The sequence below is a fragment of the Collinsella aerofaciens genome (assembly GCF_028207065.1).
GTDB lineage: Bacteria > Actinomycetota > Coriobacteriia > Coriobacteriales > Coriobacteriaceae > Collinsella > Collinsella aerofaciens_AR.
Genome location: NZ_JAQLFP010000023.1, coordinates 1 through 24163, shown reverse-complemented (window position 1 = coordinate 24163; position 24163 = coordinate 1). Strand labels below are relative to the sequence as shown.

The 24163-nt window shown below is 59.8% G+C and carries 22 protein-coding genes; 21 read left to right on the top strand and 1 reads right to left on the bottom strand.

The window, feature by feature from the left end; genetic code table 11:
* The first annotated feature begins 9 nt into the window (after window positions 1–9).
* The 21 genes from PMX72_RS07490 (at window position 10) to PMX72_RS07390 (ending at window position 23851) form a co-directional block, all read left to right on the top strand.
* Window positions 10–1623 carry an ABC transporter substrate-binding protein gene (locus PMX72_RS07490; protein WP_117655648.1) on the top strand — a complete coding sequence of 538 codons (1614 nt, stop codon included), beginning with the start codon at window positions 10–12 and terminating at the stop codon, window positions 1621–1623.
* A gap of 157 nt (window positions 1624–1780) precedes the next feature.
* Entirely contained in the window at window positions 1781–2737 is a 957-nt protein-coding gene (locus PMX72_RS07485; RefSeq protein ID WP_055251823.1) for an ABC transporter permease, read from the top strand.
* Window positions 2738–2740: 3 nt separating this feature from the next.
* Window positions 2741–4756 carry a dipeptide/oligopeptide/nickel ABC transporter permease/ATP-binding protein gene (locus PMX72_RS07480; protein ID WP_035138893.1) on the top strand — a complete coding sequence of 672 codons (2016 nt, stop codon included), beginning with the start codon at window positions 2741–2743 and terminating at the stop codon, window positions 4754–4756.
* Window positions 4757–5584: an ABC transporter ATP-binding protein gene (locus tag PMX72_RS07475; protein ID WP_006236159.1), complete on the top strand. Its 828-nt coding sequence runs from the start codon at window positions 4757–4759 to the stop codon at window positions 5582–5584.
* A gap of 80 nt (window positions 5585–5664) precedes the next feature.
* Window positions 5665–6642, top strand: a complete 978-nt coding sequence (locus tag PMX72_RS07470; RefSeq protein WP_118227157.1) for an acetylxylan esterase — start codon at window positions 5665–5667, stop codon at window positions 6640–6642.
* Window positions 6635–7486 (top strand): acetylxylan esterase, encoded by an 852-nt coding sequence (locus PMX72_RS07465; protein WP_117776107.1) that lies wholly within the window; start codon window positions 6635–6637, stop codon window positions 7484–7486. The genes PMX72_RS07470 and PMX72_RS07465 overlap by 8 nt, the downstream gene beginning before the upstream one ends.
* A 68-nt stretch (window positions 7487–7554) precedes the next feature.
* Entirely contained in the window at window positions 7555–8475 is a 921-nt protein-coding gene (locus PMX72_RS07460; RefSeq protein ID WP_117647503.1) for a dihydrodipicolinate synthase family protein, read from the top strand.
* 172 nt (window positions 8476–8647) lie between these two features.
* Window positions 8648–9613, top strand: coding sequence for an ROK family protein (locus tag PMX72_RS07455; protein WP_118227155.1), 966 nt, complete (start codon window positions 8648–8650; stop codon window positions 9611–9613).
* A gap of 70 nt (window positions 9614–9683) precedes the next feature.
* On the top strand, window positions 9684–10370 hold the full coding sequence (locus tag PMX72_RS07450) for an N-acetylmannosamine-6-phosphate 2-epimerase (RefSeq protein ID WP_022094877.1): 687 nt from the start codon (window positions 9684–9686) through the stop codon (window positions 10368–10370).
* 101 nt (window positions 10371–10471) lie between these two features.
* Window positions 10472–11392 (top strand): RNase adapter RapZ, encoded by a 921-nt coding sequence (gene rapZ / locus PMX72_RS07445; RefSeq protein WP_118227153.1) that lies wholly within the window; start codon window positions 10472–10474, stop codon window positions 11390–11392.
* A gap of 6 nt (window positions 11393–11398) precedes the next feature.
* Window positions 11399–12328, top strand: a complete 930-nt coding sequence (gene whiA / locus PMX72_RS07440) for a DNA-binding protein WhiA (RefSeq protein ID WP_099431435.1) — start codon at window positions 11399–11401, stop codon at window positions 12326–12328.
* A gap of 193 nt (window positions 12329–12521) precedes the next feature.
* Window positions 12522–13547, top strand: coding sequence for a type I glyceraldehyde-3-phosphate dehydrogenase (gene gap, locus PMX72_RS07435; protein ID WP_099431436.1), 1026 nt, complete (start codon window positions 12522–12524; stop codon window positions 13545–13547).
* A 141-nt stretch (window positions 13548–13688) separates the two neighbouring features.
* Window positions 13689–14879 (top strand): phosphoglycerate kinase, encoded by a 1191-nt coding sequence (locus PMX72_RS07430; RefSeq protein WP_117564871.1) that lies wholly within the window; start codon window positions 13689–13691, stop codon window positions 14877–14879.
* Window positions 14872–15639: a triose-phosphate isomerase gene (tpiA, locus tag PMX72_RS07425; RefSeq protein ID WP_022094882.1), complete on the top strand. Its 768-nt coding sequence runs from the start codon at window positions 14872–14874 to the stop codon at window positions 15637–15639. Before PMX72_RS07430 ends, tpiA begins: the two co-directional genes overlap by 8 nt.
* Before the next feature lie 5 nt (window positions 15640–15644).
* The gene (gene gpmI, locus PMX72_RS07420; protein ID WP_117564869.1) at window positions 15645–17198 is read left to right on the top strand and encodes a 2,3-bisphosphoglycerate-independent phosphoglycerate mutase; all 1554 of its coding nucleotides are present in this window, start codon (window positions 15645–15647) and stop codon (window positions 17196–17198) included.
* A gap of 164 nt (window positions 17199–17362) precedes the next feature.
* Window positions 17363–17617 (top strand): preprotein translocase subunit SecG, encoded by a 255-nt coding sequence (gene secG / locus PMX72_RS07415; RefSeq protein WP_006236144.1) that lies wholly within the window; start codon window positions 17363–17365, stop codon window positions 17615–17617.
* Window positions 17618–17907: 290 nt separating this feature from the next.
* Complete coding sequence (locus tag PMX72_RS07410) at window positions 17908–19584, top strand: peptide ABC transporter substrate-binding protein (RefSeq protein ID WP_117564868.1); 1677 nt, start codon at window positions 17908–17910, stop codon at window positions 19582–19584.
* A 156-nt stretch (window positions 19585–19740) separates the two neighbouring features.
* Window positions 19741–20778, top strand: a complete 1038-nt coding sequence (locus PMX72_RS07405; RefSeq protein ID WP_089572952.1) for an ABC transporter permease — start codon at window positions 19741–19743, stop codon at window positions 20776–20778.
* A 14-nt stretch (window positions 20779–20792) separates the two neighbouring features.
* Window positions 20793–21728: an ABC transporter permease gene (locus PMX72_RS07400; RefSeq protein ID WP_089572954.1), complete on the top strand. Its 936-nt coding sequence runs from the start codon at window positions 20793–20795 to the stop codon at window positions 21726–21728.
* 2 nt (window positions 21729–21730) lie between these two features.
* Complete coding sequence (locus PMX72_RS07395; RefSeq protein WP_117564867.1) at window positions 21731–22822, top strand: ABC transporter ATP-binding protein; 1092 nt, start codon at window positions 21731–21733, stop codon at window positions 22820–22822.
* Window positions 22823–23851 (top strand): ABC transporter ATP-binding protein, encoded by a 1029-nt coding sequence (locus PMX72_RS07390; protein WP_006236139.1) that lies wholly within the window; start codon window positions 22823–22825, stop codon window positions 23849–23851. It abuts the gene before it with no gap.
* Window positions 23852–23970: 119 nt separating this feature from the next.
* Here the strand turns inward: PMX72_RS07390 and PMX72_RS07385 are convergent.
* A partial coding sequence (locus tag PMX72_RS07385) for a hypothetical protein (protein ID WP_271746195.1) occupies window positions 23971–24163 on the bottom strand: 193 nt, incomplete at its 5' end.

Genomic DNA, 24163 nt, shown 5'->3' with positions numbered 1-24163 from the left:
GGAGAAGACATGGCCATCATCAACAAGGGTATGTCCAGGCGTTCGTTCCTCGGCCTCACCGGCAGCGTCGCTGCTGTCGCAGGGCTTGGTCTCACCGGCTGCGGTGGCAGCTCTAGCGACGAGGGTTCCGCTTCCGGTTCCACCGATTCCGCCAACCGTGGCGGCGGCGTGATCACCGCTGGTTCCGCTTACGCTCCGTCCAGCTTCGATCCCGCCAGCACCGGCTCCGCTGTGGGCCTGGGTGCTAACTGGCACGTCGTCGAGGGCCTCTACGGCATCGATTACCACGACTACAGCACCTTCAAAGAGCTCGCCACCGACGATCCCAAGTCTGTGGACGACACCACTTTCGAGGTCACCATCCGCAAGGGCGCCAAGTTCTCCGATGGCACCGAGGTCACCGCTGACGATGTCGTTGCCTCCTACACCGCTTGCGCCGCTTCCGCTACCTATGCTCCGTTCTTCCAGCCCTTCGAGTCCATCGAGGCCAAGGACGCCAGCACCGTGACGGTCAAGACCAAGGTCCCCAACTTCTCCCTGCTCAAGGATCGTCTGGCCATCGTCCGCGTTACCCCGGCCACCCAGACCGAGGAGGATCGCGCCAAGCAGCCGATCGGCTCCGGCCCCTGGATGTACGACTCTATCTCCGATACCGAGATCACCCTGGTTCCCAACCCCGAGTACAACGGTGAGTATGCTGCCGAGGATAAGAAGATCCAGTACAGCATCCTGACCGACCCCACCGCTCGCGTTACCGCTCAGCAGGAGGGCTCCACGCTCGTTATGGAGCTCGTTACCGCTGACGCCGTCGACCAGCTCGAGAGCGCCGGCTGCAAGATCGATAACGTTCAGGGTTTCGGCACCCGCTTCATCATGTTCAACGTCGCCAAGGAGCCTTGGAACAACGTCAAGGTCCGTCAGGCTGTCATGTATGCGCTCGACACCGAGAAGATGGTCAGCAACACCTTCGCCGGCCTTGCCACCGCTGCCAGCTGCTACCTGCCCAAGAGCTTCACCAACTATCATGAGGCTTCCACGGTGTACAAGACCGACGCCAAGAAGGCTAAGAAGCTCATCGAGGAGTCTGGCATCACCCCGGGTGCCATTACCCTGCGCACCACCGACAACGAGCAGATTAAGGGCATGGCCGCCCAGGTCAAGAATGACCTCGACGCTCTCGGCTTCGATGTGACCATCCAGACCGATACCTCGCCGGCCACCTACGCTGCCATCGACGGCGGCGAGGCCTACGATATCCTCCTTGCCCCTGGCGATCCTTCCTGCTTCGGCGCCGACCCCGACCTGCTGCTCAACTGGTGGTACGGCGACAACGTCTGGATGCAGACCCGTTGCCCGTGGAAGGAGTCCGCTGAGTGGCAGAAGCTCCACGGTCTCATGGACGAGGCTCTTGCCGCTGAGGGCGATGAGCAGCAGAAGAAGTGGAACGAGTGCTTCGACATCATTGCCGACAACGCCGTTCTGTACCCCGTTGTCCACGTCAAGACCGTCTCCGCTTCCTGGGACGATCCGTCCACTGCGCCCAACGGCGAGGCCCTCGATGGCTTCAAGGGCATCGGCACGACGAGCATGTCCTTCAGGGGCGTTGCGACCGTCAAGGCGTAAGACTCGCTTGAGTCTGTATGCAGGATGTCGGTCGTTGGGACCGTATCCTCATAGTTGAAACAAAGACCCGGGCGACCTCGATGTCGCTCGGGTCTTGTAATGAGTATCCGTACTCATATACCAGTTGGTCCTACCGACAAAAGAAAGGGGAGAGAACGTGAACAACTTGCTACGTTTGATTGGAAGGCGTCTTGTGGCGCTGCCGATCATGGCATTGGGCGTCACCGTCCTGGTGTTCTTCCTTATGTCGTTCTCCAAGACCGACCCCGCCTACACGGCGTTGGGTGACGGTGCCTCGCCCGAGGCGGTTGCCGAGTACCATGAGAAGTATGGTCTGGACGACCCCTGGCCTGTGCGCTACGTGCGCTATATGGGCGATTTGATCCATGGCGACATGGGCACCTATGGTGCTGCTCGCAACTCCGTTGCCAAGCGCATCTCCACGGCCCTGCCCGTCACGATGCAGCTGACCTTCATCGGCCTTGCCATCGGTGCGGTCGTTTCGTTTTTACTCGGCGTCATCGCGGCACTGTATCGCGACAAATGGCCGGACCAAGTGATCCGCGTCTTTTCCATCGCCGGCTTGGCAACCCCGTCGTTCTGGCTTGCCGTTCTGTTGATCCTGCTGTTCTCTTCCTACCTTAAGGTGCTTCCGGCATCGGGTGCTCTGCCTCACTTCACCACGAATCCGGCTGGCTATCTGGGACGTATGATCATGCCCGCTATCGCCTTGGCATTTCCGCTGACGGGCCAGATGACTCGTATCGTGCGTACCGCCATGGTCGAGGAGCTCGATAAGGATTATGTCCGTATGGCTCGCGGCGCCGGCGTTCCCGAGAAGGTCGTCGTCGGCATCAACGTTCTTCGCAATGCGCTGATCACCCCGGTCACCACCCTCGGTCTTAAGATCGGTTACCTCATGGGCGGCGCCGTCGTCATCGAGGTTATCTTCAACCTCCCCGGCATGGGCACCGCGATTCTGCAGGGCGTTCAGGGCAACGAGGCGAACCTGGTTCAGGGCGTCGTTATCGTCGTTGCTCTTGCCTTCATCATCATCAACATCGTGGTTGACATGCTCTACCTGCTCATCAACCCGCGCATCAGGACGGTGTAGATTATGGTAAAGATTCGAGAGAAGCAAACCGAGCAGCTCGAGAAGGCTGCCTCCAAGGGGCTCAAGCTCGGTGGCTGGAAGAAGATGACGCTGTCTTCTAAGATTGCCGCCGTCGTGTTGGTGCTGGTCGCCCTGACTGCGATTCTGGCGCCCCTTCTTGCCCCCTATAGCCCGGTCGAGATTTTTACGGCTCGCCAGGCTCCCGGCAACGGATTTATCTTCGGTACCGACGATAAGGGTCGCGACATTCTGTCGCGCATGCTCTACGGTGGTCGTTACTCGCTGATTATCGGCTTTGGCGCCACTGCCATGGCTCTGGTCTGCGGCTCGGTCGTGGGCGCCCTTGCGGCGGTTTCGCGCAAGGCCGTTTCCGAGACGATCATGCGTATCCTGGACATCATCATGTCCATCCCGGGCATCGCCCTCGCGGCCGTCTTCGTCTCCATCCTGGGCAACTCCGTGCCGTCGATCATCTTCGCCATCGGCTTTATGTACACTCCGCAGATTGCCCGTATCGTGCGCGCCAACATCGTGTCCGAGTACGGCGAGGACTATGTCCGCGCGGTCATCGTTTCCGGCGCCAAGGCTCCGTGGATTTTGATCAAGCATGTTCTGCGTAACTGCATCGCCCCGATCATGGTCTTCACCGTTACCCTGGTCGCCGACGCCATCATCTTCGAGGCCTCGCTGACCTTCATCGGCGCTGGTATCCAGGAGCCCACCGCTACCTGGGGCAACATCCTCGCCGACGCCCGCGGCGGCGTGCTCGCCGGCCGTTGGTGGCAGGCGCTGTTCCCGGGCCTGGCCATCATGATCACCTGCCTGGCGCTCAACATCCTCTCCGAGGGCATTACCGACGCCATGGCCGCTGCTCCCTCCGCCGCCCTGGATCCGACCGATTCCTCCAAGCGTCGCGAGGCCGACCTGCTGGTCTCCGACCCCGTTCGCGCCTACAAGGAGCAGGCCCAGTCCCTCTCCGCTCGCCTTGGCGCCCTGCGCGATGTCGAGCTCAAGCGTGACGATCGCCATGTGCCCGACGAGTCTGTTGAGCCGATCCTTTCGGTCCGCGATTTCTGCATTCAGTTTGAGCATCACGGTGATATCAACGTCGTCGACCATGTCAACTTTGACGTCCGTCCTGGTCAGACCATGGGCCTGGTGGGCGAGTCCGGTTGCGGTAAGTCCATCACCACGCTGGCCATCATGGGCCTGACCGACGATGACGAGCACCTTTCCGGCGAGGTCCTCTGGGAGGGCCGCGACCTGCTCAAGATGAGCAAGAAGGAGTGGTTCGGCCTGCGCGGTACCGATATCGCTATGGTCTATCAGGACGCCCTGTCCTCGCTCAACCCCTCCATGCTCATCTCTGCCCAGATGAAGCAGCTCACCAAGCGCGGCGGCACCCGCAGCGCCGAGGAACTCCTGGAGCTCGTGGGCCTCGACCCCAAGCGTACGCTCGAGAGCTACCCGCATGAGCTTTCCGGTGGCCAGCGTCAGCGTGTTCTGATCGCTATGGCCCTTACCCGCGACCCCAAGCTGGTCATCTGCGACGAGCCCACGACCGCTCTGGACGTTACCGTCCAGAAGCAGGTCATCAAGCTGCTCAACGACCTTCAGGCCAAGCTCGGCTTTGCCATGATCTTCGTCTCGCATGACCTGGCGCTGGTCGCCGAGGTCGCCCATAACATCACGGTTATGTACGCCGGTCAGGTTATCGAGCAGGCGCCCACCAAGGAGCTGCTCACTAACCCGATCCACGAGTACACCCGCGGTCTTCTGGGCTCCGTTCTGTCCATCGAGAGCGGTTCGGGTCGTCTGCACCAGGTGCCCGGCGCCGTTCCGAGCCCGCGCGATTTCCCCAAGGGCGATCGCTTCGCGCCCCGCTCGAGCCATCCGCGCATTGGCCTGGACACCCGTCCGGTCTTCAAGCGCGTGCCCGGCACCGAGCACTTCTATTCCGAGCTCCCCGACGAGGTGCTCAAGGCAAATGGTTTGACCCCTCACGCGGAGGTGATGTAGATGAGCGAGACCGCAGTCAACGGCGTCGAGCCGATCATCTTCCTTGATGACGTCCACGTCACCTTTAGGACCCGTACCGGCTCGATTCTGCACCCTAACCTGGTTCACGCCGTCCAGGGTGTAACGATTAAGCTCATGCCCGGTCAGACGATCGGCATCGTCGGCGAGTCCGGTTGCGGTAAGTCCACCACCGCCAACGTCATGTGCGGCCTGCAGGCCCCCACGAGCGGCAAGGTCTACTTTAAGGGCAAGGACGTAACCAAGCGTACCGCCGAGGACCGTCGCCACATGGGCCGTGTCATCTCGGTCGTGTTCCAGAACCCGGCCACGGCGCTCAACCCCCGCATGGTCGTTCGCGAGCAGCTGCTCGACCCCATGCGCGTCCACAACCTGGGTACCGAGGCCGAGCAGGAGAAGCGCGTCAAGGAGCTCTTGGAGCTCACCGGTCTGCCCAGCTCCGCCGCCGAGGTTCTTCCCGGCCAGCTTTCGGGCGGCCAGCGCCAGCGCGTCGCAATTGCCCGTGCTCTGTCGCTGAACCCCGATGCCATCATCGCCGACGAGCCCACCTCGGCTCTGGACGTTTCGGTCCGCGCGCAGATTCTGAACCTGCTGACCGACCTTAAGAAGGAGCTCGGCCTGGCCATGGTGTTCATCAGCCATGACATCCAGACGGTCCGCTATATCTCTGACGACATCATCGTTATGAATGGCGGCAAGATCGTCGAGCAGGGCGAGGCCAAGCAGGTCTTCCAGCACCCTCAGGACCCCTACACCAAGATGCTGCTCGGCGCTGCGCCGTCGCTGCTTCATCCCAAGCTCGGCGAGTAGGTTCGCTTTCCCTCCCGTGCGCCCGGTTCCCTTGCCGGGCGCACCTCCGTTGCGATTTCGAAAGGTTGGGTTCACGGGCCATGCCAAGCGCTCAGGAGCTACAACAGCAATTTGGTGGTTATCGGGGCGCCATGCCCCGTCCATCCGATTTCGATCTCTTTTGGAACGACCGCATGGCCGAGGCTGACGCCGTCAAGATCGACTATGCGGTCGAGGCGGCATCGATTGCCGATACTGCGACCTGCCAGTTTTTTGACCTCTGGTATACCGGCATGTGCGGCGCCCGCCTGCATGCCAAGTATCTCAAGCCGGTTTCGGACGAGCCCGTGCCGCTGGTGTTACAGTTCCACGGCTATCCGGGTGCAAGCCGCAGCTGGTTCGAGCAGGCGTCGTTTGCGGGCATGGGCATGGCGCTCATTGCCCTCGACTGCCCCGGCCAGGGTGGCCCCTCCGAGGATATTGGTGGATTTGAAGGCACAACGGTCGCGGGCCATATCGTCGCCGGTATCGATGGCGACCCGGCCAACCTCTACTATGTCCGCTTGCACCAGGATATCCGCATTCTGTGCCGTATTGTTCGCGAGCTCGAGGGCATCGATTTTTCCCGCGTATTTGTGAACGGCGCATCACAGGGCGGCGGTTTGGGCATTGCGACCTGCGCGCTTAATAGCGAGCTTATCAATCGTGCCGCCATCCTCTATCCCTTCCTGTCGGATTTCCGCCTTGTTTGGGATCTGGATGCCGACGATATCGCTTATGAGGGCCTGCGTTATTGGTCGCGTTGGTTTGACGAGGACTCGACTCGTATTGAAGAGGCCTATGCCAAACTGGCGTACTTCGATTCCAAGAACTTTGCCCCCATGGTCAAATGCCCCGTGCTGTTTGGCGCGGGCACAGCCGATATCGTCTGCCCGCCGGCGACGCAGTTTGCGGTCTACAACAACCTGGCCTGTGAGAAGCGACACGAGTTCTTTGAGGGCTTTGGCCACGAGGAGATTCAGGACTTTGACGACATGATCATTCCGTTTTTCTGCGAGGGAGGGGAGGCTCATGTCTAAGTGCGAGAGCAATGTCGACGAGCTGATTGTCCCCAGGCTCGCGGGGATGCCTGGAACGGTTTCGTCAAGGCTCTCTGATTTCCGGGGTTGGCGCGGCGATGCTTCTGCGGATGTTTCCAAATTAGAGACAGCCGCCTCGGACTTTGAGGTTTGCGGCCTGACTGTTACGGCGATTGATTTCGTCAATCCGTGCGCGCGTTACTCCGAGGTTTCCTTTGAACTCGGCGGGTATGTCGTACACGGCCGTTTGATTGAGCCCTTAGGTCACGCCCGGGCATCCGAGCTTGTGCCGCTCTGTCTGATGTTTCACGACATCGACCGACCCGTGCGTGGATGGCATCACATGACGAGGTTTGCCGCCATGGGATATGCCGTGCTTGCGCTGGACGATGAGGCGATTGGATCCAGCGAGCTGCAGCAGGGGATTGCCTCTCCTGCTTTTGTCAAGCGCGTCCGTTGGGGTTGCGCGATGGCGAAGGTGGCGCGCAATCTTGATGGCGTGGACCCCGACCGCATCTTTGCATGGGGCGAGGGCCTTGGCGGCGGAGTCGCGCTGGCGGTTTCTGCTCTGGACGAGCGGGGCCTCGCCTGCACGGCGGTTGCCAATCCAATTCCCGGTGGCCTCGAGGCGTTGTCGTCTCGGGTGCGTGGATCGGTGCTCATGGGCACATCGCTCATGGATGCCGTGAGCGATCCCAAGGGCCAGTTTGCCGTATTCAACGGTCTTGAGTGTGACCGGAGGCATATCATCTATGCCAAATACGCTCATGAGCGCATCAATGCGTTCGAAAACGAAGTCATCGACTTTTTTAACCAAACGTTCTACCCGTGTTCTTTGGCCTAGACGGCCTGGACACTGCCAAGAAGAGTGGGTGGCATAGGGCCGCCCGCCAGACAACTAAGGAGATTCTTGTGGCAACTCAGAAATTCACCGGCGTTATCCCTCCCGTCGTTGTTCCCGATACCGAAGATCACCAGCTCGATGTTGTCTCCTTTGAGCGCAGCATCAACCGCATGATCGATGCCGGCGTCGATGGCCTGTTCTTCCTGGGATCCTCGGGCGAGGTCGTCTTCTCCACCGACGAGCGCCGTCGCCAGATTATCGCCGAGGCCGTGCGCATCGTCGATCACCGCGTGCCTGTTCTGGTCGGCATCATCGATACCGAGACCGAGCGCATGATTGAGCACGGTAAGGTCGCTCAGGAGCTGGGTGCCGATGCCCTCGTCGCCACCTGCCCGTTCTATGCCCTGCAGGGCATGACCGAGGTCGAGGAGCACTTCCGCATTCTGCACGAGGAGCTCGATCTGCCCATCTTTGCCTATGACATTCCCGTGTGCGTTCACACCAAGCTCCCCTGGAAGCTCCTTGCCAAGCTCGGCGCCGAGGGCGTCCTTGCTGGCGTCAAGGATTCCTCGGGTGATGACATCTCGTTCCGCTACCTCGTTCAGGAGAACGAGAAGAATGGCCATCCGATGAGCATCCTCACCGGTCACGAGGTCGTTGTCGACGGCGCTTACCTCGGTGGCGCCGACGGCTCTGTCCCGGGCCTTGCCAACGTTGAGCCCGAGGGCTACGTGCGCCAGTGGAAGGCCGCTCAGGCCGGCGACTGGGCTACCGTCAAGGCCGAGCAGGATCGCCTCAATGAGATTTCGCACATCTGGGACGTCACCTCGGGCGTCCAGGGCTATGCCGGTGGCGTCGGCGCCTTCAAGACCGCTATGAACCTCATGGGTATCTTCGACAGCCCGACCATGCCGCGCCCGGTGAAGGCCATGACCGGCGAGAACGTCGAGGCGATTAGGAAGGTCCTCCAGGACAACGGTCTCCTGTAAAGCTTCCCCAGGCACCCGACCTCGCCGTTCAACCGTGTGGCCATGACCCATTAGGTCAATGGCCACACGGTTTCTCGGCGATCTCAGACACCTGGAAAACCTTTACTGCGCTGTGACGGCTAGCCTGACGGCGCATTTCCTGTAGTTGTTTTTATCTCCGAAGGAGAGCGACATGGAGAACAAGTACGTCTGCTCTGTCGATATCGGCGGAACTAAAATTGCGACTGCCATCATGGAGTACCCGGCTGATGGCAGCGTGCCCCATCCGGTCTTTGAAGCCGAGGTTCCCACCGAGGCCCAAGAAGGCGGCGAGGCAGTTTTCCAGCGCATCGAGGCGTCTATTAAGGCCGCCATCGAAGCGAACCCCGATGTCGAGGTTCTTGGTGTCGGCATTGGCGCCGCAGGCGTCGTCGATCCCAAGACGGGCGCCATTGCGTATGCCAATGAGATCATGCCCGGCTGGTCCGGCGTTCAGTTGGGGCCGCGTCTGCGCGAGGACCTTGGTCTTCCCGTTGCCGTTGTGGGCGACGTGCAGGCTCATGCTCTGGGCGAGGCCCACTGGGGTGTCGGCAAGGGCAAGTTCTCCGTCTTGTGTCTTGGCATCGGTACGGGTATCGGCGGCGCATATGTCGAGAACGGCCGCGTGATGCAGGGCTTCCATGGTGCTGCTGGCCATATGGGCCACATCGAGTGCTCGGCTGCCGCCGGCATTCCCTGCGCCTGCGGGCGTTCCGGCCATCTGGAGTCGGTTGCTTCGGGCACTTCCATTGGTCGTATGTACGATGAGCGCTTTGGCCGCGTCGACCCCAGCCGTCCTTCGGTCGGTCGCGATGTGAACGACCTGTGCCGTGCAGGCGACGCAAAGGCGACCGAGGTCATCCATGATGCCGGCTTTGCGCTGGGTGCCAGCTTGGGCTCGCTCGCTAACATCCTGGACCCTGAGGTCATCGTGCTTTCGGGCGGCGTGATTCACCAAGGTCCCGATTGGCGTTCGCAGACGTGGAAGGATTCGGTGCACGAGGGCTATGCCAGCCAGGCGCTCGATCCGCTTCAGGACACGCCGATCCTCATCGGTTCTCTGGAGGGCGATGCTCCGCTCATCGGTGCCGCTGAGCATCTTCTTGCCTCGTTGAAGTAAACGTATCTGCTGTAGGAGCCTCCCGAGACAACACGCCTCGGGAGGCTGTTCTGAGAAAGGTTGCAGCCTTATGACCGTCGATCCTTTGATTCAATCCCTGAAGGGCAAGCTCGTCGTGAGCGTTCAGGCGTATATGGGCGAGCCGCTTCGTACGCCCGAGACCATGGCTCAAATGTCTCGCGCTTGCGAGCTTGGCGGCGCCGCCGCCATTCGCTGTCAGGGCCTTGCCGACATTGCCGCCATTAAGGGTCGCTGTGAGGTTCCCGTCATCGGCCTGTGGAAGGATGGACACGAGGGCGTTTACATCACGCCGACGCTGCGTCACGCTCGCGCCTGCGTTGCTGCCGGTGCCGATATCGTGGCGATCGACGCCACTGATCGTCCGCGTCCCGATGGCAAGACCGTCGAGGATACCTTCCGCCCGCTGCACGAGGAGGGTGTGCTCCTGATGGCGGATTGTGCCACCATCGAGGACATTCGCCGTGCGGTTGATATGGGCTTTGACCTGGTATCCACCACGCTTTCTCACGGCGTCGCCGCCATCGACTGCACCATGGCCGATGGCCCCGACCTGCCACTCCTGCGTCAGGCGACCGAGGAATTCCCCGGTCTTCCCATCATCTGCGAGGGCCGCGTGCACACGCCCGAGGAGGCTCGCGCTGCGATCGATGCTGGCGCCTGGGCCGTTGTCGTCGGCACCGCCATCACGCACCCCACGAGTATTACGAGTTGGTTCAAGGCTGCGCTTGAGGCGTAAGACAGGCCTCGTATCCGCTCGGGGCGGTATACTCAATATAGGCAATTGACCGCGCGGGATCCGGGTTGCTGGGTCCCGCGCTTGTTTTTGGGAGGCAGCACATGCAAAAGGGAGATGCCATGGATGCGGCGGAGCGCTCGGAGCGCATCCCCGATATCGTCATCATCACCGGAATGTCCGGATCGGGCCGCACACAGGCCATGCACGTGTTCGAGGACATGGGCTATTTTTGCATTGATAACCTGCCTCCGCGTCTCATCGCCCAGCTTGCCGAGCTCGTCGGCATCAATACGGGCGTGGGCAGGCATCTCGCCGTCACCTGCGATTTGCGTAGCCAGGGACTGTTTGACGAGTTGCTCGATGCGGTCGCCGCGCTCGAAGAGCGCGAGATGAGCTGCGACATCGTGTTCCTGGAGGCTTCTGACGAGGTGCTGATTCGTCGCTACAGCGAAAATCGCCGCCGTCATCCCATTGCCAAGCCGGGGGAGACTACGGCCGATGCCATTCAGCGCGAGCGCCTTCAGCTGCAGGGCGTGCGCGATCGAGCCGATATGATTATCGACACGAGCCGTCTGCGCACCTCTGCGCTGCGCAACAAGCTACGTATGGCATTTTCCGAACTGTCCGACCAACAGCTCATGGACGTCCATGTGTTCTCGTTTGGCTTTAAGCACGGCATGCCCGTCGAGGCGGACATTATGATCGACGTCCGCTTCCTGCCCAATCCGTTCTACGATCCCGAGATGCGCACGATGACCGGTCTCGATAAAAAGGTCTCCGATTTTGTTCTGGACCATCCCAAGACGCAGGAGTTTTGGAAGGCTTGGACACAGCTGCTCGATACGGTGATGCCGGGCTATATCGCGGAGGGTAAACCGCAGCTTTCTATCGCCATCGGCTGCACGGGCGGACAGCACCGTAGCGTCGCCATTGCCGAGGCCACGGCCCGTTACCTGGAAGGCACCCAGTATCACGTGAGCATCTCCCACCGCGACCTGTCGCGCGCCAACACGAAGGCATAGGCCTGCATGTCGTTTACCGCTGAGGTGCGCGACGAGCTTGCGCGCTGCGAACCCGAATGTGAATACTGCGATTTGTCGACGCTTGCCGCCCTGACGCGTGTGAGCGGTACGCTTTCGTTGGCCGGCTCCGGGCGGTATCGTTTGACGGTCGCGACCGAGACGGGAGCCGTCGCGCGCACGATGATCACGCTGACGCATCGCATCCTTAAGCTCAAAACGGAATTCACCGTTCGTAAATCGGTCTTGCATAAGGTCCGTAACTATCTCATTACCCTGCCCGATCAACCCGACCTGGACAAGGCTCTGGTGCTGCTGGGCATTCTAGACCGCAGGGGAGGGCTCGTCGCTGGTGTTCCCCGACACATCGTTGCCCGTCCCTGCTGCAGGCTTGCCTACATCCGCGGCGCGCTCATCGCGGGCGGCTTCGTGGCCGATCCACGCGGCGATTTTCATTTGGAGATCGCGGTGCAGGGCGAGCAATATGCTAAGGGGCTTTGCGACCTGTTGGGGCAGATTGGGGTCCATGCTCGTGTTAATGCACGGCGGGGGTCATATGCCGTATACATTAAGAGCGCCGAGGAAATCGAGCATTTATTAAAGCTGATTGGTGCCAAGCGCAGCGTTGCCGAGATTGAGGAGGCGCGCGCGGTCAAGTTGGTTAAGAACGATGTGAACCGTCGCGTGAACGCCGAGCTCGCCAACCAGACCAGAAGCGCCGGTGCTGCCCAACATCAGCTTGCGCTTATCGATGAGCTCGAGCAGCGTGGCCTTCGCGATGCGCTTCCGGATGCCTTGGCGGTCTTTTGCGACCTGCGCGAGCGCTATCCCGATCTGTCGCTGCGTGATTTGGGGGAGATGGCTGACCCTCCCTTGTCGAAGTCAGCCCTCTACCATCGAGTTTTGAGGCTTGAAAAGCTCATTGAAGCAAACAGGTAGTTTAAAGCATCGGCGTATATACGGATTTAGCTGCTATTTTATTCTTTAAAACGTTTTAACGTAAATTTGATTTTCAATTTCGAGCATTCTCGTGAAATTCAAGTCAAAAAAAAGGTATATTAGGCGAGTGGTTAGTTTGTGGGCCTCAACGGCGGGCGCTGTAGCTTGCGGGGGCCTTACGAAAGGAGACACAATGGCAGTAAAGGTTGCTATTAACGGCTTCGGTCGCATCGGTCGTCTGGCTTTCCGTCAGATGTTCGGTCATGAGGGCTCCGAGATCGTCGCTATCAACGACCTCACCTCTCCCGATATGCTCGCTTACCTGCTGAAGTACGACTCCACGCAGGGCAACTACGCTCGCGATCACGAGGTCGTTGCTGGCGAGGATTCCATCACCGTTGACGGCAAGGAGATCAAGATCTACAAGGAGGCCGACGCCAACAACCTGCCTTGGGGCGACCTCGACGTCGACGTCGTTCTCGAGTGCACCGGCTTCTACACCAGCAAGGCTAAGGCTCAGGCCCACATCAACGCTGGCGCCAAGAAGGTCGTCATCTCCGCTCCGGCCGGCAGCGATCTGCCCACCATCGTGTACAACGTCAACCACGAGACGCTGACCGCTGAGGACAACATCATCTCCGCTGCTTCCTGCACCACCAACTGCCTCGCCCCGATGGCCAAGGGTCTGAACGACTTCGCTCCCATCGTGTCCGGCATCATGACCACCATTCACGCCTGGACCGGCGACCAGATGCCGCTCGACGGCCCGCAGCGCAAGGGCAACAAGCGTCGTAGCCGCGCCTGCGCCGTCAACATCGTCCCCAACACCACCGGTGCTGCCAAGGCTATCGGCCTGGTTCTCCCCGAGCTCAACGGTAAGCTCATCGGTGCCGCCCAGCGCGTCCCGACGCCGACCGGCTCCATCACCAACCTCTACGCTGTTGTTGACAAGAAGGTCACCGTCGACGAGGTCAACGCCGCTATGAAGGCCTACGCTTCCACCATCTCCGAGACCTTCGGTTACAACGAGGACGACATCGTCTCCACCGACATCATCGGCGAGACCCACGGCTCCATCTTCGACGCCACTCAGACCATGTGCTCTGACCTCGGCAACGGCCAGACCCTCGTTCAGGTCACCTCTTGGTACGACAACGAGAACTCCTACACCTCTCAGATGGTCCGCACCATCAAGTACTTCGAGAAGTTCGTTGCTTAATTTAGCTTTTAGCGAATAGCTCGTTGAGCGTCTAAAGAAGGGCGCGGCCTCATAGGGCTTACACCCTAGGGTCGCGCCCTTTTTATAGGAAATCGTCTGCCCGTAATGGGAGGCAGACACGTACGAAAGGTAGAAGCAAACATGGCCTTTACCAAGAAGACCGTCCGCGACATCGATGTCGACGGCAAGCGCGTTCTCGTCCGCGTTGACTTCAACGTGCCTATCAAGGATGGCGTCGTTGGCGATACCACCCGCATCAAGGCTGCCCTGCCCACCATCAACTACCTCGTTGAGCACAACGCTCGCGTCATCCTCATGAGCCACCTCGGCCGTCCCGATGGCACCGGCTTCCAGCCCGAGCTCTCCCTTGAGCCTGTCGCCAAGAAGCTCGCTGAGCTCTCTGGTCTCGATGTTGCCTTTGTCGCCGACACCTACGGCGAGAAGGCTGCTGAGGCTGTTGCCGCCGTCGAGCCGGGCAAGGTCCTCGTTCTCGAGAACGTCCGTTTTGACAAGCGCGAGAAGAAGAACGATCCCGAGATCGCCAAGAAGCTCGCTTCCTATGGTGACGTCTTCGTTCTCGATGCTTTCGGTACCGCTCACCGCGCCCAGGGTTCCGTCGTGGGTCCCGCCGCTTACCTGCCTGCCGTCGCCGGCTTCCTGCTCGAGAAGGAGGTCGACACGCTGACCGGCATCTTCGCCGAGCCCGAGCGCCCCTTCGTTGCTATCGTCGGCGGTTCCAAGGTTTCCTCCAAGATCGGCGTTCTCGATCACCTCATCGACTCCGCTGACACCCTGATCATCGGTGGCGGCATGGCCTACACCTTCTTCCTGGCTCAGGGCCTGACCGTCGGTCAGTCCCTCAAGGAAGAGGACTGGGTCGAGCGCGCCGGCGAGATGCTCAAGAAGGCCGAGGAGAAGGGCGTCAAGATCCTGCTCCCCATCGACAACCGCGTTGCCGATCACTTTGGCGAGGACGCTGTCCCCGAGGTTGTCGCTTCCGACGCTATCCCCGACGATCGTGAGGGCATGGACATCGGCCCCAAGACCGAGGAGCTCTACGCCGAGGCCGTCAAGGGCGCCAAGACCGTGTTCTGGAACGGCCCCATGGGTGTATTCGAGTTCGACAACTTCGCTCACGGCACCCAGGCTATCGCCGAGGCCGTCGCCGAGGCCGACTGCACCTCGATCATCGGCGGTGGCGACTCTGTCGCGGCTGTCAACAAGTTCAACCTGGCCGACAAGATGAGCTGGATCTCCACCGGTGGTGGCGCTTCCATGGAGCTCGTCGAGGGTAAGGCCCTGCCCGGAGTGGAGGCGCTTCTCGATGCCTAATCGCACCCTTCTTATCGCTGGTAACTGGAAGATGAACAACGACGTCGCCGAGGCCGCCAAGCTCGCCGATGAGCTGGCTCAGGCTCTGCCCGAGGTTCCGGCTGGCGTCGAGGTGCTCGTCTGCCCTCCGACCATTGACATCACCACGGTTCATGACCGCATTCAGGCTGCCCCCATCGCCCTCGGTGCACAGAACGTGTACTGGGAGGCCAAGGGTGCCTTCACCGGTGAGTCCTCTTGCGACATGCTCAAGTCCGCTGGCTGCACCTACTGCATCATCGGTCACTCCGAGCGTCGCGACTACTTCCACGAGACCGACGAGGATCAGAACAAGAAGGCCAAGGCCCTCGTTGCCGCCGGTCTTGTTCCCGTCTTCTGCTGCGGCGAGTCCCTCGAGGTCCGCGAGGCTGGCACCTATGTCGAGCACGTCGTGAACCAGGTCAAGGCTGGCCTTGCCGGTCTTGAGATCACCTGCCCCAAGCAGGTCGTCGTCGCCTACGAGCCCATCTGGGCCATCGGCACCGGCAAGACCGCTACCGCTGAGGACGCCCAGGAGGTCTGCGGCGCTATCCGTGAGACCCTCAAGGAGATGTTTGGCGAGGAGCTCGCTAACGGCATCCGCGTTCTCTATGGTGGCTCTGCCAAGCCCGGCAACATCGCCGAGCTCGTCGCTAAGCCTGACGTTGACGGCGCCCTCGTGGGCGGCGCTTCGCTCAAGGCTGCCGACTTCGCCTCTATGGTCGTCAAGGCAGGCGAGTAGGACATATGGCACAGCGTCATCTTCCTGCACTCCTGATCATCATGGATGGCTGCGGCCTTGCTCCGGCCGATGGCGAGAACGCCGTCGCCGCTGCCAAGACGCCCTTCCTTGATAGCCTGTACGAGAAGTATCCTCACACCACGCTCGGTGCTTCGGGCGAGGACGTGGGCCTTCCCGACGGTCAGATGGGCAACTCCGAGGTAGGCCACCTCAACATCGGTGCCGGCCGCATCGTGTTCCAGGAGCTTTCGCGCATCAACAACGCCATCAAGGACGGCTCCATCGCCAAGAACGAGGTTTTCGTCAAAGCTATGGACGACGTCAAGGCCGAAGGCAAGACCCTGCACCTCATGGGCCTTATGAGCCCTGGCGGTGTTCATTCTCACATGAACCACGTCGAGGCTCTGGTCAAGATGGCTGCCCAGCATGGCGTCAAGACCGTTCGCGTCCACGCCTTCATGGATGGCCGCGACGTCGACCCGCAGTCCGGTGCCGGCTACATGAGCGAGTTCTGCGCTTTCCTGGCTAAGATCTCCGAGGAGACCGGTTGCGACGCTCGCGTTGCCACCGTTTCGGGCCGCTATTGGGCCATGGACCGCGACAACCGTTGGGAGCGCATCCAGCGCGCCTACGACGTCATGGTCAACGCGTCCGATGCCGATACCGACCCCGTTGCCGGTATCAAGGCCTACTACGAGAAGGATCCGCGCGGCGACGAGTTCGTCGAGCCTTTCGCGGCCCACAACGAGGGCATCCACGAGGGCGACGCGGCCATCTTCTTCAACTTCCGTCCCGACCGCGCTCGTCAGATGACCCGCGTGTTCACGGACAAGGAGTTCGATGGCTTTGAGCGCGAGCAGATTAAGCTCTCGCACTTTGTGACGATGACCGAGTACGATCCGACGTTTGACGTCGAGGTCGCCTTCCCCAAGACGTTCCCCGAGAACGTCCTGGCCGACGTTATCGCCGCCAATGGCCTGAAGCAGCTGCACACCGCCGAGACCGAGAAGTACGCTCACGTGACGTTCTTCCTCAACGGCGGCATCGAGGAGCCCAAGGAGGGCGAGGAGCGCGTGCTCGTCGCTTCCCCCAAGGTCGCTACCTACGATCTGCAGCCCGAGATGAGCGCTCCCGAGGTTACCGAGAAGCTTGTCGCCGCTATCAACGAGGATCGCGCTGATTTCTACATCGTGAACTTCGCAAATTGCGACATGGTTGGTCACACCGGTGTCTTCGACGCCGCCGTTAAGGCCGTCGAGGCTGTTGACGATGCTCTGTCCAAGGTTGTCCCGGCGATTCTCGCCAAGGGCGGCTTTGCGCTGATTACCGCCGACCATGGCAACGCCGATCACATGTTTGACGTTGCTTCCGACGGTTCCAAGCATCCGTTTACGGCTCACACCACCAACCGCGTGCCGTTCATCATCGTTGATGATAAGGCCAAGCTCACCGGTATCGAGGACGGCCGTCTTTCCGATATCGCTCCGACCATGCTCATCATGGCTGGTATTGAGCCTTCCGCCGAGATGACGGGTCGCGTGCTCGCCACCGAGGCCTAATAGAAAACAAATACCGTTTTCTAGTAAGGGGGTTGTCCACAACCGGACGACCCCCTTTTTGGTATTTCTGCCATTTCTGCCCCGTCCCTAAATGGCAGGTGGGGGAGTGTTGGAGGTTGTGGTACAGTACTGGAGTTTGAATCGTTCTATTAAGGAGCTTATCTATGGGTCCGTTTCAGATTCTTCTGTTTGTCGTTTGGGCTGTTTCTGCCGTGGCGCTGACGATTCTCGTTCTGATGCATTCCGGTAAGGGCACCGGCGTTTCGGATATGATCGCTAGCTCGCTGTATAACTCCAGCTCTGCCACGGGCGTCATGGAGCAGAACCTCGATCGCCTGACGGTAATTATGGCCGTCGTTTTTGCCGTGTGTGTCGTTCTGTGCATGTTCTTCTTCCCGCAGGGCATCGTCGGCTACTAAGCATCGGCGTATATACGTTTGTAAAGGGTCCCGCATGTGCGGGGCCCTTTTTGTTTACAGACTTGTAACAGAGCCAAAATATCCCCACATACTTCGCCCAACTAAAGAAATTCTCGACCGTTAACCGGAATCAGCGCCAAATTGTGCATAAAATGCGCTACTGTATTGCAAAACGTTGGCCCGCATTGCATAACCAGCCATAACAGCGGACCGCGTTTGAATGGTTCGATTGGGCTGTCTCGACGTTGCCCGGCCGAATTCACTTTGTCCTATCTCATAAGGAGGATGGCATGGCTGATTCTATGTTCCACCAGCCCGTTATGGGTCGTCGCGCCTTTGTTGGCGGCACCCTCGCTGCGAGCTCCATGGCTTTTCTTGCCGCATGCGGCAAGAAGGGCGGCGACGCTTCCGGTTCTGAGTCCGGTTCGACGCTGAACTTCTACATCAACAACCCGGTCTGCATCGACCCCTACAACGTCCAGGAGGATCAGGGCACTCAGGTCGAATACCAGCTCTTCGACGCTCTGACGGAGTACGATAACGAGAAGGGCGAGATCGTTCCGCTGGCTTGCGAGTCCTTTGAGGCTAACGACGACGCCACCGAGTTCACCTTCAAGATCAAGAAGGCCAAGTTCCATAACGGTGACGACGTTACCTCCAAGTCCTTCAAGCTCGGTTGGGAGCGCCTGGTCAACACCAAGTCGGCCATCGCTACCGAGTATGGTCCTTCCGAGGTCTCCTATCACCTTTCCATGGTCGAGGGCTATGACGATCTGGTTGCCGGTAAGGCTACCGAGCTGACCGGTGTCACCTGCCCGGATGACGAGACCCTCGTCGTCAAGCTGACTTCTGCCTACGCCGACTTCCCCTTCGTCGCCTCTCACCCGGCTCTGTCCCCGGTTCCCGAGTGCGCCGAGACCGATGTCAAGAGCTTCTATCTTGCCCCGGTCGGCAACGGCCCGTTCATGATGGACGGTAAGTGGGAGGATGGTCAGGAGATCAACCTCAAGAAGTTCGACGATTATTATGGCGACAAGGCCAAGATCGACGCCATCCACTTCCAGGTCATCAAGGACGTGGAGACCGCTTACAAGGAGTTCCAGGCCGGTAACCTTGATGTCTGCGACGTTCCCGTTGCTCAGATCGACGCCGCCAAGAAGGACCGCGGCGAGTCCAAGGATGGCTACACCATGAGTGATGGTGCGCGCATGCTACTCGGTTCCGAGCCTTCCACGTACTATCTGACGTGCAACACCACGGCCGAGCCGTTCAACAACGCTGACCTGCGCAGGGGCATTTCCTTGGCTATCAACCGTGAGGCCATCTGCAAGACCATCTTCAAGGGTACCCGTACCCCCGCTGACGGCATCGTTCCTCCGGGAATCGCCGGCTACAAGGAGGGTGCATGGGAGTTCTGCGAGTACAACGTTGATAAGGCCAATGAGTACCTCGACAAGGTCGCTCCTGCCGGCGCTAACGGCGACCGCGGTATCAACGTGACCCTTTCCTACAACCAGGACGGTGGTCACAAGGAGATCATGGAGTCCATCATCGGCGACCTCGCCAAGGTGGGCGTCACCGCCGTCTCCGATACCCCTGAGTGGTCTGCCCTGCTCGAGCAGTATCAGAACTTCAACTATCAGTTCGGCCGTCTGGGCTGGATCGCCGATTACCCGATCATGGACAACTTCCTGTATCCGCTGTTCCACTCCGACTCCCTGGGTGGCGACAACCGCTCCGGTTACAGCAACCCCGACTTTGACGCCAAGGTTGACGAGGCCCGTGCCACGGTTGACGACGACGAGCGTATCGCCAAGATGCAGGAGGCCGACGCCATGGTCGCCGCCGACTGCCCGGTCATCCCGGTGATGTTCTACACGCACACCATCGCTGGCTCCGACCGCGTCAAGTACCTCTACGTTGATCCGCAGAAGCACGCCGATCTGGGTACCGCTGAGCTCGCCTAAGAGTTTGCAGCTTCCGTGAGGGTCAAGTATTTACGTAGACCTCATGGGAAACATACAGTTCCCCCTAACCTGGGGTAAACTGGCTGATGGTAATTTTGGGATGCCGGTCTGGCGATCGGCATCCCATTTAGGTTAATCCCTAGATAGGGGAGTGGTATGGGTAAGTACATCGTTAAACGTGTGCTTCAGTTCATCCCGGTGTTTTTGGGCGTCACGCTGATTCTGTTCGCCCTCCAGAATATCGTGCCGGGAGATCCGATCAAGCTGATCGGTGGAGACAAGGCTCTGTCCCCCGAGGTAGAGCTTCAGCTTCGCGTACGCTATCACCTGGTCCAGACGGACGAGGACGGTAACGCGATCCTTGACGAGAACGGCGATCCCGTTCAGACGTCGCTTGTAGACCGTTATCTGTATTACATGAACGGTCTGCTTCATGGCGATCTGGGTAATTCGTACCAGCGCAAGCTGCCGGTTACGGAAATCTTTGCCCAGAAGTATCCGTATACGGTCAAACTCGCCGCGTGCGCCATCGTGCTCGAGGCGATCATGGGTATCGGTGCGGGTATCATTTCGGCGGTAAAGCGTTATTCCTTCTGGGATATTTTGGTAACGCTGACCACGTCGATCCTCGTTGCCGTTCCCGCCTTCTGGCTCGGCATGCTGCTGCAGCTGTTCTTCGGCGTCATCCTTAAGGACCTCACCGGCGGCGCATTCTCCATGCCGATTTCGGGTGCCGGCGGTTCCAGCTCTCAGTATCAGGATTGGATGCACTATGTGCTTCCGACCATTACGCTGGCTTCGGTTTCGACCGCTTATGCTGCCCGCATTATGCGTTCGCAGCTGCTTGACGTCATGAACCAAGATTACATCCGTACGGCAAAGGCCAAGGGTCTCTCCAATCGCGCGATCATCATCAAGCATGCGCTTAAGAATGCACTCATCCCCGTCGTTACCTATATTGGTGTCGACTTTGGCGGCATGCTTTCGGGTGCCATCCTGACCGAAACGGTCTTTAACTGGCCCGGTATCGGCTATGAGGTCTATCGCGCCATTAGCATGCGTGACTGGCCCATCGTTATGGGCGGCGTTACGCTCATCGTCGTCGTCGTCATGGTGATCAACCTGCTCGTCGACATTAGCTATGCATTCCTCGACCCGCGCATCCGCCTTGGCGGTCCGTCGGATAAGGCCTAAGGGAGGTACGTCTCATGCAGGAAACTGATTCTCAGTCTCAGGAGCAGGCTACCGCCACCAAGGCCGCATCTGCTCCCGCCAAGTCCCGCACGCTGTGGGGCGACGCTTTTAAGCGTCTTCGCAAGAACAAGCTCGCCGTTATCGGTGTCTGCTGGATCATCGTCGTCGTTTTGGTTGCCCTGACCGCAGATCTGTGGGCTAAGCCCTGGCTCGGTTCGCCGACGGCTTCCGACTCGACCACCATGGCCGAGACGTCGCTGCTGGCTCCGTGTGCCGAGCACCCGTTTGGCACCGACGCCCTTGGCCGCGACATTCTCGTTCGTGTTATCTACGGTGCACGTGTTTCGCTTTCCGTCGGTATTATGGCCACCGCCATCTCCACGGTGATCGGTCTGGTCATGGGCGCCCTTGCCGGTTTCTATGGCGGCATCTGGGATACGATTATCATGCGCTGCGCGGACATCTTCCTGGCGTTCCCGTACGTGCTGTTCGTCGTCGCCATGATCGCCGTTATCGGCCGTGGTCTTCAGAACGTCTTTATCGCCATCGGTATTCTCGGCTGGCCTTCGATTGCGCGCGTCTTCCGATCCGCGATCCTGACGGTCAAGGAAAACGACTATGTTGACGCTGCGCGCGCGATGGGCGCATCCGATGCTCGTATCGTCGTGCGTCACATCTTCCCGAACTCCGTCGCCTCCATCGTGGTCTACGCGACCATGAACATTGGTGGTGCCATTTTGACCGAGTCCGCTCTGTCCTTCCTCGGCATGGGCGTTATCCCGCCTACGCCTTCGTGGGGCTCCATGATTCAGGACGGTCAGCAGTATCTTCTGACTGCTCCCTGGATGATGATCATGCCCGGTCTGGCAATTCTCTCGACGGTGCTCGCCTTCACCCTGCTGGGTGACGGTCTGCGCGACGCCCTCGACGTCAAGATGAAGGACGCATAAGGATGAAGAAGAACAAGAACTATGTGGACCTGAAGGACCAGCCGGTTCCCGAGGGCCAGCATTTGCTCGAGGTCGATGACCTTAAGATGTATTTCCACACCGAGGATGGCGTCGTTCGCGCTGTCGACGGTGTCTCCTACACGCTCGATCGCGGCGAGACCTTGGGCGTCGTCGGTGAGTCCGGCTCCGGTAAGTCCGTGACCGCCATGACCATCATGGGCCTCATTTCGATGCCTCCGGGAAAGATCGAGGGCGGCGACGTTCGCTATCGCGGTCGTTCTATCCTCGAAATGACCGAGGAAGAGATGCAGCACATTCGCGGTAACGATATCGCGATGATCTTCCAGGATCCTATGACCTCCTTGAACCCGGTCTATAAGATCGGCAAGCAGGTGGGCGAGGGCCTTCGTCTGCACCGTGGCTATTCCAAGCAGGAGGCGCTCAAGCGCGCTACCGAGCTTTTGGACCTCGTGGGTATCCCCGAGCCCGAGAAGCGCGTCAATGAATATCCGCACCAGTTCTCCGGCGGAATGCGTCAGCGTGTCATGATCGCTATGGCTCTTGCCTGCGACCCCGATATCCTGATTGCCGACGAGCCCACGACTGCCCTGGACGTTACCATTCAGGCTCAGATTATTGAGCTTATGCAGGAGATGCAGGAGAAGAACGGCAACGCCATTATCATGATTACCCATGACCTGGGCGTTGTCGCCGATATGGCCGACAAAATCATGGTTATGTACGCCGGCCGTCCCGTCGAGTTCGGTACTGCTGAGGAAATCTTCTACGAGAGCCGCCATCCCTACACCTGGGGTCTTATTCGCTCCATCCCGGAGCAGGCCATCGATGAGAAGAAGCCGCTGACGCCGATTCACGGCAACCCGCCTTCGCTCATGAACCTGCCCGAGGGCTGCGTCTTCTCTCCTCGCTGCCCCTATGCGACGGACAAGTGCCGCAAGCAGCGCCCCGAGCGCGTTGTTACCGAGTCCGGCCACTATTCTGCGTGCCATTATTCCGGTGACCCCGAGTTCCTCAAGAACGCTCCTGAGACGTCCCGTACGCGCAAGGATTCCAAGAAGGGAGGCGAGGCGTAAATGGCAGACAATAATGAGCGTACTCCGCTGCTGAAGGTTGAGCACCTCTCTAAGGAGTTCCCTGCAGAGTCCGGCATGTTCGCCAAGCGCTTCTCTAAGCGTGTCGTCTCTGCTGTGAATGACATTTCGTTCGAGATTTATCCGGGCGAGACCTTTGGCCTGGTCGGCGAGTCTGGTTGCGGTAAGTCCACCACGGGCCGCACCATCATGCGTCTGACCAAGCCGACGGCAGGTAAGGTGTTCTTCCAGGGCAAAGATGTTGCCGAGATGAGCAAGCATGAGATCAAGGATATGCGTCGTGAGATGCAGTTTATCTTCCAGGATCCTTATGCTTCGCTCAACCCTCGTATGACGATTGGTGAGATCGTCTCCGAGCCCATGACCATTCATGGTGTGGGCACCAAGGAAGAGCGTATCGAGCGCGTCCGTGAGCTGCTGGATGTCGTCGGTCTGAACCCCGAGCACATCAACCGCTATCCGCATGAGTTCTCGGGCGGCCAGCGTCAGCGTGTCGGCATCGCCCGCGCTTTTGCGCTGAAGCCCAAGCTGATTATCTGTGACGAGCCGGTATCCGCTCTGGATGTTTCCATTCAGGCCCAGGTTCTGAACCTGCTTAAGGAACTGCAGGACAAGTTTGGTACGGCGTATCTCTTTATCGCCCACGACCTGTCCGTCGTGCAGCACATCTCCGATCGCGTTGCCGTTATGTATCTGGGTAAGATGGTCGAGGTTTCGGATTGGAAGACGCTCTATAGCGAGCCTCACCATCCGTACACGCAGTCGCTGCTGTCTGCCGTGCCGGTGCCCGATCCGGATATCCAGAAGACCCGCAAACGCATCATCCTCGCTGGCGACCCGCCGTCGCCGCTGGATCCGCCGACCGGCTGCCGTTTCCACACGCGCTGCCCGATCGCGCAGGGCATCTGCTCCGAGAAGCTTCCTGAGTTTAAGGAAGTTGCCCCGGGCCACTGCTGCGCCTGTCACTTCGCGGAGCCGTTCCCGATCAAGGAATCGCACATCGACCTGTAGCCGGTTGTTATCGTCCGGGCCCGTGCTGGACTTAGTTTTTAGAACGTCCTCGACCATGGAAACCCCCTTATCCTGCTCCTTCGGAGCTGCGGATAAGGGGGTTTCCTGGTCTGACGCTCCTATTTGGCAAGGTGTTTTTTAGAATCCATTTTGCGCTCGGCCTCGAAGGCCCGCCTGTCCCAATCGAGCGGAAGTCCGGCCTCGACCCATGCCTCGTAGGCCCTCCTTATGGGCTTGAGCTCCCTTTGGCCCCTCTCCAGCATCGAGATGTACTTCTCGCTGGTTCCCAATATGGACGCCGCCCTCACCTGG

What these genes read in the sequence shown, in the direction of transcription:
- PMX72_RS07465 (WP_117776107.1), top strand. Translation starts at nt 6,635, where the DNA reads ATGTCTAAGTGCGAGAGCAATGTCGACGAGCTGATTGTCCCCAGGCTC.
- PMX72_RS07475 (WP_006236159.1), top strand. Translation starts at nt 4,757, where the DNA reads ATGAGCGAGACCGCAGTCAACGGCGTCGAGCCGATCATCTTCCTTGAT.
- tpiA (WP_022094882.1), top strand. Translation starts at nt 14,872, where the DNA reads ATGCCTAATCGCACCCTTCTTATCGCTGGTAACTGGAAGATGAACAAC.
- gap (WP_099431436.1), top strand. Translation starts at nt 12,522, where the DNA reads ATGGCAGTAAAGGTTGCTATTAACGGCTTCGGTCGCATCGGTCGTCTG.
- gpmI (WP_117564869.1), top strand. Translation starts at nt 15,645, where the DNA reads ATGGCACAGCGTCATCTTCCTGCACTCCTGATCATCATGGATGGCTGC.
- PMX72_RS07450 (WP_022094877.1), top strand. Translation starts at nt 9,684, where the DNA reads ATGACCGTCGATCCTTTGATTCAATCCCTGAAGGGCAAGCTCGTCGTG.
- PMX72_RS07470 (WP_118227157.1), top strand. Translation starts at nt 5,665, where the DNA reads ATGCCAAGCGCTCAGGAGCTACAACAGCAATTTGGTGGTTATCGGGGC.
- PMX72_RS07400 (WP_089572954.1), top strand. Translation starts at nt 20,793, where the DNA reads ATGCAGGAAACTGATTCTCAGTCTCAGGAGCAGGCTACCGCCACCAAG.
- PMX72_RS07410 (WP_117564868.1), top strand. Translation starts at nt 17,908, where the DNA reads ATGGCTGATTCTATGTTCCACCAGCCCGTTATGGGTCGTCGCGCCTTT.
- rapZ (WP_118227153.1), top strand. Translation starts at nt 10,472, where the DNA reads ATGCAAAAGGGAGATGCCATGGATGCGGCGGAGCGCTCGGAGCGCATC.
- PMX72_RS07405 (WP_089572952.1), top strand. Translation starts at nt 19,741, where the DNA reads ATGGGTAAGTACATCGTTAAACGTGTGCTTCAGTTCATCCCGGTGTTT.
- secG (WP_006236144.1), top strand. Translation starts at nt 17,363, where the DNA reads ATGGGTCCGTTTCAGATTCTTCTGTTTGTCGTTTGGGCTGTTTCTGCC.
- PMX72_RS07455 (WP_118227155.1), top strand. Translation starts at nt 8,648, where the DNA reads ATGGAGAACAAGTACGTCTGCTCTGTCGATATCGGCGGAACTAAAATT.
- PMX72_RS07390 (WP_006236139.1), top strand. Translation starts at nt 22,823, where the DNA reads ATGGCAGACAATAATGAGCGTACTCCGCTGCTGAAGGTTGAGCACCTC.
- PMX72_RS07395 (WP_117564867.1), top strand. Translation starts at nt 21,731, where the DNA reads ATGAAGAAGAACAAGAACTATGTGGACCTGAAGGACCAGCCGGTTCCC.
- PMX72_RS07490 (WP_117655648.1), top strand. Translation starts at nt 10, where the DNA reads ATGGCCATCATCAACAAGGGTATGTCCAGGCGTTCGTTCCTCGGCCTC.
- whiA (WP_099431435.1), top strand. Translation starts at nt 11,399, where the DNA reads ATGTCGTTTACCGCTGAGGTGCGCGACGAGCTTGCGCGCTGCGAACCC.
- PMX72_RS07430 (WP_117564871.1), top strand. Translation starts at nt 13,689, where the DNA reads ATGGCCTTTACCAAGAAGACCGTCCGCGACATCGATGTCGACGGCAAG.
- PMX72_RS07480 (WP_035138893.1), top strand. Translation starts at nt 2,741, where the DNA reads ATGGTAAAGATTCGAGAGAAGCAAACCGAGCAGCTCGAGAAGGCTGCC.